General features: G+C 69.5%; 8 protein-coding genes. 7 read left to right on the plus strand and 1 reads right to left on the minus strand.

The window, feature by feature from the left end; genetic code table 11:
- Window positions 1–2,676, minus strand: a complete 2,676-nt coding sequence (locus tag DGO_RS20920) for a sensor domain-containing phosphodiesterase (RefSeq protein ID WP_014683983.1) — start codon at window positions 2,674–2,676, stop codon at window positions 1–3.
- 260 nt (window positions 2,677–2,936) lie between these two features.
- Between DGO_RS20920 and DGO_RS02890 the strand changes: the two genes are divergently transcribed.
- The 7 genes from DGO_RS02890 (at window position 2,937) to DGO_RS02920 (ending at window position 13,695) form a co-directional block, all read left to right on the plus strand.
- Window positions 2,937–4,637, plus strand: coding sequence for a glycoside hydrolase family 13 protein (locus DGO_RS02890; protein WP_014683984.1), 1,701 nt, complete (start codon window positions 2,937–2,939; stop codon window positions 4,635–4,637).
- A gap of 470 nt (window positions 4,638–5,107) precedes the next feature.
- Window positions 5,108–6,346, plus strand: a complete 1,239-nt coding sequence (locus DGO_RS02895; protein ID WP_014683986.1) for a S8 family peptidase — start codon at window positions 5,108–5,110, stop codon at window positions 6,344–6,346.
- Window positions 6,347–6,466: 120 nt separating this feature from the next.
- Entirely contained in the window at window positions 6,467–8,416 is a 1,950-nt protein-coding gene (locus DGO_RS02900; RefSeq protein WP_043800796.1) for a hypothetical protein, read from the plus strand.
- A gap of 231 nt (window positions 8,417–8,647) precedes the next feature.
- Complete coding sequence (locus DGO_RS02905; protein ID WP_014683988.1) at window positions 8,648–9,880, plus strand: polysaccharide deacetylase family protein; 1,233 nt, start codon at window positions 8,648–8,650, stop codon at window positions 9,878–9,880.
- Window positions 9,877–10,557 carry a DedA family protein gene (locus tag DGO_RS02910; RefSeq protein ID WP_226991425.1) on the plus strand — a complete coding sequence of 227 codons (681 nt, stop codon included), beginning with the start codon at window positions 9,877–9,879 and terminating at the stop codon, window positions 10,555–10,557. The genes DGO_RS02905 and DGO_RS02910 overlap by 4 nt, the downstream gene beginning before the upstream one ends.
- A 112-nt stretch (window positions 10,558–10,669) precedes the next feature.
- Complete coding sequence (locus DGO_RS02915) at window positions 10,670–12,016, plus strand: aminotransferase class III-fold pyridoxal phosphate-dependent enzyme (RefSeq protein WP_014683990.1); 1,347 nt, start codon at window positions 10,670–10,672, stop codon at window positions 12,014–12,016.
- A gap of 170 nt (window positions 12,017–12,186) precedes the next feature.
- Window positions 12,187–13,695, plus strand: a complete 1,509-nt coding sequence (locus DGO_RS02920; RefSeq protein ID WP_043800799.1) for a CoA-acylating methylmalonate-semialdehyde dehydrogenase — start codon at window positions 12,187–12,189, stop codon at window positions 13,693–13,695.
- The last annotated feature ends 34 nt before the right edge of the window (window positions 13,696–13,729 follow it).

Genomic DNA, 13,729 nt, shown 5'->3' on the forward strand with positions numbered 1-13,729 from the left:
CTATTCCCCGGTGAGGGCCTGCGCCGGCCCTTCCGGGAGCCGCAGCAGCTCTCCCAGGTCCTCGGCGGGCAGGGGCCGGGCGAAGAAATAGCCCTGGCCGTACTCGCAGTTCAGGGCGCGCAGATGTTCGGCCTGGGCCTCGTCCTCCAGCCCTTCGGCCACCGTGTACATCTTGAGGTGCTGCCCGAGCTGCACGATGGTCCGCAGCACTTCCGGCTGCCACTGCGCCGTGGCGATGAACGACCGGTCGATCTTGAGGCCGTCGAGCGGAAAGCGTTGCAGGTAGCTCAGGCTGGAATAACCCGTGCCGAAATCGTCGATCACGACCGCCAGCCCCAGCGCCCGCAGCTGCCCCAGCATCTCCACCGTGTGTGCCTGACGGGCCATGAGCAGGCTCTCGGTGATCTCCAGGTGAAGCAGGGTGGGCGAGAACTGCTCCTCCTCCAGCACCGCGCGCACCTGACCGACCACCCGGCGGTCTTCGAAATGCTGCGCCGAGAGGTTGACGTTCAGGGTGAGCGGCGCGGCGCGCCCGGCGTTCCAGAGGCGCACCTGCCGGGCGGCCCCACGCAGCACCCACAGGTCGATGTCGCAGATCAGGCCGCTCTCCTCGGCCAGCGGAATGAACTCGGCGGGCGAAATCAGGCCGTGCAGGGGATGCTGCCAGCGCACCAGCGCCTCGACTCCCACGACCGAGCGGTCCTCGAGACGCAGGATGGGCTGATAGTGGATGCGGAATTCCCGGCGCTCGACCGCCTGCCGCAGGTCCTGCTGGAGGTTGAGCAGGGCGACCTGACGTTCGAGGAGGGCCGGTTCGAAAAAGGCGAAACTGCCCTTCTGCTGCGTCTTGGCGCGGTACATGGCGATGTCGGCGTCGCGCAGCACGTCCTCGGCGCGGCTGTAGTTCTGGTCGCACAGCGTGATGCCGATGCTCGCCGTGACGCGCAGGTCCTGGCCCGACACCTGGAAGGCGGGTGCCAGGGCCTGCTGGATGGACCAGACCTGCTGCCGGACCTCCTCACGCGTATGCAGGCCCTCGAGCAGCACGGTGAATTCGTCGCCCCCCAGACGCGCCACCGTGTGCGGTGAGGTGACATGCGCGCGCAGGCGCTCGGCGATGCCCAGCAGCAGCTCGTCGCCCGCCGCGTGCCCAAGGCTGTCGTTGATCAGTTTGAAGCGGTCGAAGTCCAGAAACAGCACGGCGAAGGTGTTGTTGCCGCTGTTCTCGCGCCGCCGGATCGCCTGTTCGAGCCGGTCCGTGAACAGCGCCCGGTTGGGCAGGGCCGTCAGGGCGTCGTGCAGGGCGTCGTGCTGCAACTGGCGGTTGAGGTCCTCGAGCGAGCGGGTCCGTTCCTCGACCTTGCGTTCGAGCTGGACGTTGGACTCGCGCAGGGCCTGCTCCAGCTGCTTCTGCAAAGTCACGTCGCGGCTGATGCCGATCACGCCGCGAATCTCGTCGGCCTGGACGAACGGGAACTTGCTGGTCAACATCGTCCGGTCCGGCTGTCCGTACGCGAGGGGAGCCTCGTAGACCACGCTCCGGGCCTGGTCCATCACCTGGCGGTCGATCTGGCCCAGGCGCTCCGTCTGGCGCTCGTCGGCAAAGGCGGCGTCGCTGCGCCCGACGATCTCCTCCGGGCACGCGCCCATCATGCGGGCCGCCGCCGGGTTGATGAGCCGGTAGACCCCCTGCACGTCCTTGATGTAGATGGCGTCCTCGGTCTTCTCGATGATCTGGCGCAGGGTCGCCTCGCTCTCGGCGAGGGCCAGTTCCGTCTCGCGCTGGTGGTGGATGTTGGTGGTCACGGCCAGCAGGCGCGTGGGTCGCCCCGCCCGGTCGCGCTGCACCGAGCCTCTGGAGTTCGTCCAGAGGTCCAGGCCGCCGGGCAGTTGCAGCCGCGCCTGCAACTCGTAGTCGGTGCCCTGCTCGGCGGCGCGCCTCATCTGGGCATAGGCCCGTGGGCGATCCTCGGGATGGACGATCTCCAGAAGGGCCTGCACGGTGGTGGGCGCGTACTCCTCCGGCAGCCCCTGGGCGGGCAGGTCGGCCTGCACCTCGACCGCGCCGCTGGCGAAATCGAGGCTCCAGAGGGCCGTGCCCGTCTTGGCGAGAATCAGGTCGATATGCTGCCGTTTGCGGGCCAGCTGCGCCTGCATCTGCTGGAGGGCCAGTCCCGAGACGCGCTGCACGACCGCGTCCATGACCACCGCCGCCAGTCCTTCGAGCGTGGCCTCCTCGGCGGGGCTCAGCGGGGAGCGCGGCTGCGTATCGAGCACGCACAGGCTGCCCACGACCTGCCCGCCGGGGGTCCGCAGCGGCGCACCGGCATAGAACCGGGGCCGGGGCTGGCCCGCGACCGGCTCCTCGCCGCGCCAGCGGGCGTCGAGCGCCGTGTCGGGAATCGAGAGGACCTGACCGGGCCTATCCGGCCCGGCGGCGAAGGTGCCCCGCGCGAGACTGGTCGGCAGTCCGCCCAGTGCGGGGCCATAGCGCGAGGCGAGTTGCGGCTCCTGCCCGCTGGCCAGCATGATCAGGCTGACCGGCGCGGCGAAGACCTGGGCCGCCAGGCGGGTCAGGCGGCCGAAGGCCTCGTCGGGAAGCAGGTCGGGCAGGCCGGGGCGGGCCAGCGCGTCCAGGCAGGCCTGTTCCGGAAAAGACGTAGAAGTAGATGACATGGCACACTCCCTGGGAGACGTGGAACCGCTGGGCACCGGGACCTGCTGGAGACAGAACCGAGCGACCCAACTTAGGGTCCGGAACCTCACAGGATCATGACCGGAGGCCAGATGGACGGCCCCCTCCCGGCGGAGCGCCGCCACGCAAGGCCGCGCGGCCTGAGACGGGCCAGACACAGGGCCGCACGGACCGGAAACCGCCCTTAAAATCGGAAGCGGCCCACCGGCACCCCTGCCGGCCCACACAAGGAGACCCAGGCATGGCATGGTGGAAAAAGAGCGTCGTCTATCAGATCTACCCCCGCAGCTTCTTCGACAGTGACGGCGACGGCACCGGCGATCTGCGCGGCATCACCGCCAAGCTCGACTACATCCAGACGCTGGGGGCGGACGTGGTGTGGCTGTGCCCGGTCTACCAGTCGCCCAACGACGACGGCGGGTACGACATCAGCGACTACCGCGCCATCCTGCCCGAGTTCGGCACGATGGCCGACTGGGACGAGCTGCTGGCCGGCATGCACGCGCGCGGTCTCCGGCTGATCATGGACCTCGTGGTCAACCACACTTCGGACGAGCACCCCTGGTTCGCCGAGGCGCGCAAGTCGAAGGACAATCCCTACCGCGACTTCTACATCTGGCGGCCTCCGGCGCAGGACGGCGGCGAGCCGAACAACTGGGGCTCGCACTTCGGCGGCTCGGCCTGGAAGTTCGATCCGCAGACCGGCGAGTACTTCCTGCACCTGTTCTCCGAGCGCCAGCCGGACCTCAACTGGGACAACCCGCGCGTGCGCGAGGAAATCTACGCGATGATGCGCTGGTGGCTCGACAAGGGCATCGACGGGTTCCGGATGGACACCGTGAACATGTTCTCCAAGCCGCCCGAGCTGCCGCAGGCGAGCACCCGCGCGGGCGAGCGCTACCCGCTGGCCGAGGAGCACTTCCTGAACGGCCCGCGCCTGTTCGAGTACCTCCAGGAGATGCGCCGGCGCGTGCTGAACGACTACGACGTGCTGACCGTCGGGGAGACGCCCGGCGTGTCGCCCGAACAGGGCGTGGAGTACACGAACGAGAAGAGCGGCGTACTGAGCATGATCTTCCAGTTCGACCACATGGCGCTGGACAAGGACACCACCGACCCCGAGCCGCGCTGGACGCATGTTCCCTGGTCGCTGGCCGAGCTGCGCGACATCACGACCCGCTGGCAGACCGCGCTGCACGGCCGGGGCTGGAACAGCCTGTACCTGTCGAACCACGACGTGCCCCGGATGGTCTCCCGGTTCGGGGACGACGGCGAGCACCGCGTCGCCTCGGCCAAGCTGCTGGCGACCTTCCTGCATACCCTTCAGGGGACCCCGTACATCTACCAGGGCGACGAGATCGGCATGACCAACGTGCAGTTCGGCCGGATCGAGGATTACCGCGACGTGGACGCCCTGAACCTGTACCGCGCCCGCGTCACCGAGGGCGGCGGCGACCCGGCGGCCACCCTCGGGGCCATCCACCTCAAGGGCCGCGACAACGCGCGCACGCCGATGCAGTGGGACGCCTCCGCGAACGCGGGCTTCACGACCGGGACACCCTGGATCGGCGTGAACCCGAACTATCCCGAGGTCAACGTGGAGGCGGCGCTGGCCGATCCGGACTCCGTCTTCTGGTACTACCGCGACCTCATCCGGCTGCGCCGCGAGTGCCCCGCGCTGATCGGGGGCCGCTACGACCTGCTGCTGCCCGACCACCCGCAGGTCTACGCCTACACGCGCAGCACGCCGGAGCAGCGGCTCTTGGTGCTGCTCAACTTCGGCAGCCAGGACGCCGCCCTCCCGTGGCCGGTGGACGGGACCCCGCTGGACGCCGAACTGCTGCTCGGCAACCTGGAGCAGAGTGCCCCCGACGCCGCCCCGGACCTGCGGCTGCGGCCCTGGGAGGCGCGCGTCTACCGCCTGCGACTGCCCGGCACCTGAAGCGACCACGGCACACGGAACGGGGGACCGCTGGCAGGGTCCCCCGTTCCGCCCGTCTGCCATCTCCTGCTCACCACAGTCATTTCTGTCAAATGCCAGGTCAATGTGAATAAAACTGGTCCATATGGCAATAAATAACCCTGGACCGACAATATGGAGTCTTCAGGCGGCAGAATGGCGCAATGCCGTTGCCCCCTGTTGACAACGATCATCTAGTTGTATAGACAGAATAATGTGATCTCTTTTGTCTGTTGATGTCGGTGTTCTTTCATCTGGCCGACATCTTGCGATGTCGAAGGATCGGGCGCGCGACATTGCGCGATTTGGTAGCGACAGGGCACTCCGCTATGCTCGGCCCAGTTCCGAAACATCAGCTCCGCAAGACCCGTGACGTCCACGAGTGCGCCCTCACGCCTCCTGGCCGCCCTGGACCTTTGCCCCGGTGTAGCGGACCCCCCAGGAGGTTTCCCATGAACGGACGTCTTACCCTCGGTGTTCTGGCCCTTTCCCTCGCCCTCGCGGCCTGCGGAACCTCGACTACCCCCATGGCCCAGACGCCGGCCCAGGGCAGCGCCCCGGCCGCCGACAGCGGTCTGGCCCCCCTGCGCGGCACCGACAACCCCAGCGCCATCGCCGGGCAGTACATCGTGGTCCTCAAGGAAGGCACCCAGAGCGCCCTGAGCGCCCAGAGCGCCGGCGGCCTGATCGGCAGCCTGGGTCTGGACCCGCAGGGCATCACGGTCCTGAGCGTGTACGGTCAGGCCATTGAGGGCTTCGCCGCCAAGCTCAGCGCCCAGAACCTGGAGAAGGTGCGCGCCAACGCGAACGTCGCCTACGTCGAGCAGGACGGCATGATGTACGCCTCCGCCACGCAGTCGAGCGCCACCTGGGGCCTGGACCGCATCGACCAGCGCAACCTGCCCCTGAACGGCACCTACGTCTACAACAAGACCGGCTCGGGCGTGAAGGCGTTCATCATCGACACGGGCATCAACACCTCGCACACCAGCTTCGGCGGGCGCGCGGTCTGGGGCACGAACACCACGGGTGACGGCCGCAACACCGACTGCCAGGGCCACGGCACCCACGTCGCCGGCACGGTCGGGTCCTCGACCTGGGGCGTCGCCAAGAGCACCAGCCTGATCGCCGTGAAGGTGCTGGACTGCAACGGATCGGGCAGCAACTCCGGGGTCATCAGCGGCATCAACTGGGCGCTGAACAACAAGGGCAGTGCCACCGCCGTCGCCAACATGAGCTTGGGCGGCCCGGCCAGCTCGGCCGTGGACGACGCCGTGAACAACGCGGGCAGCCGCGGCCTCGTGATGGTGGTCGCCGCCGGCAACGAGAACCAGGACGCCTGCAACGTCAGCCCGGCGCGTGCCAGCGGCAGCGGCGTGATCACGGTGGGGGCCACCACCCGCAGCGACGTGCGCGCCAGCTACAGCAACTACGGCTCGTGCGTGGACCTCTTCGCGCCCGGCAGCGACATCACGAGCGCCTGGATCGGCAGCACGACCGCCACCAACACCATCAGCGGCACCAGCATGGCGACCCCGCACGTGGCCGGCGCGGTGGCCCTGCTGCTCCAGGGCAACACCGGCATCAGCGCCAGCACCGCCCGCTCGACGGTCCTGAACAACACCACCAACGGCGTGGTGAGCAGCGAGAACGGCAGCCCCGACAAGCTGCTGTACACCCTGAACTTCTGAAGCTGAACTGAGGACGGCCGCCGGAAGCGGCGACGGGCACCCTGCGGGCCCCGTCGCCGCTTCCGACATTTCATCTGCGCGTGAACTCGGGGGGCCGCAGCGCGCATACTGACGCCCGACATGGCCCCGACTCCTTTGCCCCCCTGGCGCGCGTCCCTGATCCGCTGGCTGCTGCACGACGATTCCAGACAGGAACAGGGCTTCTACGAAGGTGAGGAACAGGCGCGTGCCCAGCGCCACACCCAGCCCTGGTGGAAGGTCATGTGCCTGACCGGCGTGGACTACTTCTCGACCCTGGGCTACCAGCCGGGCATCGCCGCCCTGGCCGCCGGGGCGGTCGCGCCGCTGGCGACGCTGGTGCTCGTCCTCGTGACCCTGTTCGGCGCGCTGCCGATGTACCGCCGGGTGGCCGAACAGAGCCCGCACGGTGACGGTTCGATCAGCATGCTCGAACGGCTGCTGAGCTACTGGCCCAGCAAATTCCTGGTGCTGTCGCTGCTGGGGTTCGTGGCGACGGGCTTCATCATCACCATCACCCTCTCGGCCGCCGACGCCGCCGCCCACCTCGCGGAAAATCCGCTGCTGCGCTCGTGGCTGGGCGGGCACGAGATCGGCATCACCCTGGTGCTGCTCGCGCTGCTGGGCGGGGTGTTCCTGCGCGGGTTCAAGGAGGCCATCGGCATCGCGGTGGTTCTCGTCATCAGCTACCTGAGCCTGAGCCTCGTGGTCATCGGGGACGGCGCCCGGCTGATCCTGCAACAGCCGCAGCTCGCCTTCGACTGGCAGGCGGCGCTGCGCCAGTCCTTCGACACCCCGCTGGCCCTGATCGGGGCGGCGCTGCTCGTGTTTCCGCGCCTGGCCCTGGGTCTGTCGGGCTTCGAGACGGGCGTGGTGGTCATGCCGCTCATCCGGGGCGACCCCGGCGACACCGAGGCGCAGCCCACCGGACGCGTCCGCAACGGCAAGAAACTGCTCACGACGGCCGCGCTCATCATGAGCTTCTATCTGCTGGCGAGCAGCCTCGTGACCACGCTGCTCATTCCGGCGGCGGCCTTCCAGCCGGACGGCGAGGCGAACGGCCGCGCGCTGGCCTACCTCGCGCACGAACACCTGGGCGAGATCTTCGGCACCGTCTACGACGTGTCCACCATCACGATCCTGTGGTTCGCGGGCGCCTCGGCGATGGCGGGGCTGCTGAACATCGTGCCCAGATACCTGCCGCGCTACGGCATGGCCCCCGAGTGGAGCCGGGCGCACCGGCCGCTGGTGCTGGTGTACCTGCTGCTGGCCGTGGTGGTCACGCTGGCCTTCCGCGCGAGCGTGGACGCGCAGGCGGCGGCCTACGCGACCGGGGTGCTCGCCATGATGACCTCGGCGGCCATCGCCGTGACCCTCTCGGCGGCGCGGGCGGGCCACGGCACCGTCAAGTGGATGTTCGGCTTCATCAGCCTGATCTTCGTCTACACGCTGGGCGTCACCACGCTCGACAACCCGCAGGGCCTGTGGATCGCGCTGCTGTTCGTGGCGGGCATCGTGGCCGTGAGCGTCTTTTCGCGCGTCACGCGGTCCTTCGAACTGCGGGTGAGCAGCGTGCAGCTCGACACGTCGGCCCACGACCTGCTCGCGCAGTTCCCGATCCGGCCGCTGCGGCTGGTGTCGCACCATCCGGGCCGCTCGACCACCGCCGAGTATCAGAAGCAGGAGCTGCGGGTGCGCCAGATGGTCCACCTGCCCGACGAGGACCCCTTTCTGTTCCTGGAGGTCGAGATCGACGACGCGAGCGAATTTACCGACGTGGTCGAGGTGACGGGCCTGCGGATCGGGCGTTACGGGGTGCTGCGCGCGCGCGGGTCGAGCGTGCCCAACACCATCGCCGCCGTGATGCTGCACCTGCGCGGCAAGGGCGCGCCGCCCCAGGTCTACATGCGCTGGACCGAGGAAAGCCCGCTGCACCTGCTGTTCGACTTCCTGATCGGCGGGCGCGGAGACGTGCCGCCGCTGACCCGCGAAATTCTGCGCCGCGCCGAACCCGACCGCGACCGCCGCCCCATCGTCCACGTGGGGGGCTGAGCCGGACCTCCCCCGTCCCGCACCCCTGGCCGCCCGGTCCCGACAGGACGTGGCGGCCTTTTCCGTCTGTCGCGGCGCAAGTGGTCTACCCGGTCTCTCTGGTCCGCCGCGTGTGCTCTGCGCGCCCTCACCCAATGCAGATCCTCCGGGGGGCCTCTTCCCCCATTGCCAGGGCCGACCCTCGTTTGCGGATTCATCGGTATGGGCATGGCCCTCTCCTATCGTGTCGGTATGCGAGTCTTCAGTCTCCTGACCGCCCTGCTCCTGACCGCGCCCCCCGCAGGAGCGCAGAGCGGCGCGGCCCCACTGCCCCAGGTCCAGGCCCCTGCCGGGGGCAGCGGGACCGTGCCCGGCGAGGTTCAGCCGCTCGCCCCCGGCGCACGCCCCGCCGAGGCCCTGCCGCAGCTGACCCTGACCCCGGCGATTGCCGAGCTGGAACGCCTGGAATACCGGGGCAACGGCTTCATCGAGGTCGCCCACGGCGTCGCGCTGCTGCCGGCAGGCGATCAGGGCCTCGCCCGGCGGCGCGCCCTGGCACTGGAGATCGCCTCGCGCGCCCTGGCTGCCCGCCCCGAATTGAGCGAGGTGGATGTCAGCGTGTACGACCGCGCGACCTACGGGGGCTTCGGCGGGCCACTGCCCCTGTTCACGGCGTCGGTGCCGCGCGCCCGGCTGGCCGAGTTCCGGGCCTACGCGCAGGGCCAGGGCAGCTACGACCGGGTCTACGAGGGCGGCGCACCCGCGACCACCCCGCCCACGGTGGTCGCGCGGGTACGCGAGGACGCCCTGACCTTTTTCGGCAGCGCCTCCGAGCGACTGCGCCAGAGCCTGACCCAGAGCGTCTCGCAGTCGCGCGGCGGCGAGCGCGACGGCCTGCTGTTCCGGGGGCCGACGAACCGCCGCGTGGCCGCCCTGACCTTCGACGACGCGCCCCACCCCCTGTACGAGCCGCTGCTGCTCGACCTGCTGCGCCGCGCCGGGGTCCGGGCGACCCTGTTCGTGATCGGGCGCAACGCGGTGGCCTACCCCTATTTCGTGCGCGACATGGTCGAGCAGGGCCACGAAGTCGGCAACCACACCTACCACCATGTCCGGCTGCCGGGCCTGAGTCCGGCGCAGGTGCAGGCCGAACTGGCGCAGGCCAACGCCGCCATCTCGGCCGTGACGGGGCAGCCGGTGCGGTACTTCCGTCCCCCCGGCGGCGACTACTCGCCCCTGACCCTCCAGGTGGCGCGCCAGGAAGGCCTGACCACGACCTTCTGGACGGACGACCCCGGCGACTTCAACAACCCCGGCGACGCGGTGATCGAGTCGCGGCTGGTGTCGCACCTGCGCACCGGCGGCATCGTGCTGCTGCACGACAACGCGCCCGAGGCCATCGACGTGCTGCGCCAGTTCCTGCGCGTCGCGCGTGAACGCGGCGTGACCCTGACCACCGTCGGGGAGATGGTGGCCCCGCGTTGATCGGGAACGGGGTGGGGGCGCACGCGGGACTGCTGCTGACGGCGGCCGCCGCCACGGTCCCCGCCGTCCCCGCGTGGCTGAGCGCCCTGGACCCGGCGTGGCTGAACGCCGCGACCCTGCTGCTGATGTTCGTGGAGGGCGCGGGCGTGCCGGGCGTGCCGGGTATCCTGCCCATGCTGGCGCAGGCGGGCCTGATCGAGACCGGGCGTACCACCTTCGCCGAGGCGGCGCTGTGGGGGGTCCTGGGCAACTGGCTGGGCAGCCTCGCAGGCTACGGTTTCGGGCGCTCAGGCATGCGGCTGCTGCCCGAGCGCTGGCGTGAGCGGCTGGAGGGCGAGCGGGTGCGCGGCCTGCTGGAGCGCTACGGCGGCGGGCTGGTCATCGTGAGCCGTACCGTAGGCTCGCTGCGCACTCCGGTCACGTGGTCGGCGGCGCCGCTGGGCTACCCCTTCGGGCGCTTCGCCTTCTTCAGCCTGCTGGGGGCGCTGCTGCACGTCCTGGTGTGGCAGTACGGCCTGTGGAAGTTCGGGGCGGCGCTGCTGACCCTCGCCCGCCGCGCCGAGACCGACCTGCTGGGCCTCGCCCTGGGCGCGGCGCTGCTGTGGGGGCTGTGGCTGGGCTGGCGGCGCTGGCGCGGCGGGGGTCCGGCGGCCCCGCCCCCGCCTCCGGCCGCCTGAGCGCGCCGCCCGACTGGACACCCTGTCTCTTTCGCGGCGGGGGCCGGAAAACCTACACTGGGCGCAGTTCCCACAGCCCCAGAACGCCGGGCCCAGACAGGAGGTTTTGCCGATGCCGGACGCACACCCAGGCACCCAGCAGGTCATCCAGGACAACCGCGACTACACCCTGTTCTCCTGGAGTGCCCAGGCCCAGACCAGTCCTATTCATATGGTCGGCGGCCAGGGCAGCCATTTCTTCGACGGCGACGGGCAGACCTGGCTCGACTTCTCGTCGCAGCTCATCAACATCAACGTGGGGCACCAGCACCCCAAGGTCCTTCAGGCCATCAAGGACCAGGTCGACCGGATGTGTTTCGCCGGGCCGAGCTTCGCCACCGACGTGCGCGCCGAGCTGGGCAAGAAGCTGGCCGAGGTAACGGGCCTCGCCAAGAGCTTCTTCACGCTGGGCGGCTCCGAGGCCAACGAGAACGCCATCAAGATGGCCAAGCTGTATACGGGCCGCGACAAGATCATCACGCGCTACCGCTCCTACCACGGCGCGACGATGGGCAGCATGTCGGCGTCCGGCGACCCGCGCCGCTGGCCGGTCGAGCCGGGCATTCCCGGCATCGTGCGCGTCTTCGACCCCTACATGTACCGCCCGCCGATGGGGGGCACCGCCGAGGCCTGGGAAGACGGCTGCATCACCCACATCGAGGAAGTCATCCAGATGGAGGGACCGCACACCATCGCGGCGATGCTTGTCGAGGGGATCACGGGCAGCAACGGCCTGCTCATTCCGCCCGACAGCTACTACCCCCGCCTGCGGGCCTTGCTCGACAAGTACGGCATCCTGATGATCGACGACGAGGTGATGAGCGGTTTCGGGCGCACCGGCAAGTGGCTCGCCACGCAGCACTACGGCATCGTGCCCGACATCGTGACCTGTGCCAAGGGCCTGACGAGCGGTTACATGCCGCTGGGCGCGGTCATCGTGAACCAGAAGATCGCCGACTACTTCGAGACCCATTTTCTGGCAGGCGGCCTGACCTACAGCGGCCACCCGGTGAGCTTGGCCGCCGCCATCGCCAACCTCAAGGTGTACGAGGAGGAGCACCTCTTCGAACACACCCTGGAGATGGGCCGGCACCTGGGCACGCGCCTGGAGGCCATGAAGCGCAAATACGCCTGTGTGGGCGACGTGCGCTACATCGGGCTGTTCAGCGTGCTGGAACTCGTGAAGGACAAGAAGACGAAAGAGCCGCTGGCGCCCTTCAACGGCACCTCGCCCGAGATGGCGAAACTGGCCGCACACATCAAGAGCAGGTTCGTGTACGCCTACAGCCGCTTCAACTTCCTGTGGGTCTGCCCGCCGCTGGTGGTGACCCGGGAGGAACTGGATCACGGTCTGGACGTGTACGAGGAAGCCCTCGCCCTCGTGGACGAGATGATCGGGGCGGCGGTGGCGGCGGATTGAGAGGAAAGAGGGGGTGACACGGACGCGCCCCCCTCCTTCGGTTCGCCCACCGCCCTGCCGACCCAGCCGAACGTGGAGACGCCCGGCGGGCCCCCAGACCTGCCGGGGCCGCCCATCCTTCTTCTGCCCGACCCCTGCCCGGCGGCTTCCGAGTCGCCCAAGGAGAAGCCATGACCACCCTGACCGAACCCACCACCCTGCTCCACCACTGGCTGAACGGCCAGCCCACACCGGGCCGGTCGGGCCGCAGCGCCCCCGTGTACAACCCCGCCACCGGGCAGGTGCAGGCGCAGGTGCCGCTGGCCAGTGCCGCCGAGGTGGACGCCGCCGTGCAGGCCGCGCGCGAGGCGGCCCGGACCTGGCGGCTGGTGCCGCTGGGCCGGCGGGCCGAGATCATGTTCCGCTTCCGGGCCCAGCTCGACGCGCGGCGAGACGAGCTGGCGCGCATCGTGACCCGTGAGCACGGTAAGGTCCACAGTGACGCCCTGGGCGAGATCGCTCGCGGGCTGGAGAACGTGGACTACGCCTGCGGCATTCCGAACCTGCTCAAGGGCGGCTACAGCGAGGGCGCGAGTACCGGCGTGGACGTGTACAGCATCCAGCAACCGCTGGGGGTGGTGGCGGGCATCACCCCCTTCAATTTCCCGGCGATGGTGCCGCTGTGGATGATGTGCAACGCGCTCGCCTGCGGCAACGCCTTCATTCTCAAGCCCAGTGAGAAGGACCCCAGCGCCAGCCTGTTCCTGGCCGGGCTGCTCAAGGAGGCGGGCCTGCCCGACGGCGTGCTGACCGTACTGCACGGCGACAAGGAGGCGGTGGACGCCCTGCTGGCACACCCCGGCGTGGCGGCGATCAGCTTCGTGGGCAGCACACCGGTCGCCCGGTCCATCTACGAAGCCGGCACGAAGAACGGCAAGCGCGTGCAGGCGCTCGGCGGGGCCAAGAACCACATGATCGTGCTGCCTGACGCGGATATCGGCATGGCCGCCGACGCCGCCGTGAGCGCGGGCTACGGCTCGGCAGGCGAACGCTGTATGGCGATCAGCGTGGTGGTGGCGGTGGGCGGTGTGGGCGACCGGCTGGTCGAGGCGATCCAGGCGCGCATTCCGGCCGTGAAGGTCGGCCCCGGCGACGTGGCGGGCAACGAGATGGGACCGCTCATCTCGGGCGAGCACCGCGACCGGGTGGCGGGCTACGTGGCCGGAGCCGAGGCCGAGGGCGCGACCCTGCTCGTGGACGGCCGCGACCACGGCATCGAGGGCGACGGCTACTTCCTCAAGCCGAGCCTGATCGACCACGCCGCCCCCGGCATGAAGTGTTACGACGACGAGATCTTCGGGCCGGTCCTGAGCGTGACGCGCGTGGACACCTACGAGGAGGCGCTGAAGCTCGTCAACGACAACGAGTACGGCAACGGCACGGCCATCTTCACGCGCGACGGCGGCGCGGCGCGGCAGTTCCAGTTCGACTGCGAGGTCGGCATGGTGGGCATCAACGTGCCTATTCCGGTGCCGGTGGCGTACTACTCCTTCGGCGGCTGGAAGGCCAGCCTGTTCGGTGACACGCACATGTACGGCCCCGAGGGCGTCAAGTTCTATACCCGCAGCAAGGTGGTCACGAGCCGCTGGCCCGACCCCGCCACGAGCACGGTGAATCTCGGCTTCCCGACCAACGGGTGAGGACCGGGCGGCCCCGGATTCCCCTCCGGAGGCC

This window comes from Deinococcus gobiensis I-0 (assembly GCF_000252445.1).
Classification (GTDB): Bacteria; Deinococcota; Deinococci; order Deinococcales; family Deinococcaceae; genus Deinococcus; species Deinococcus gobiensis.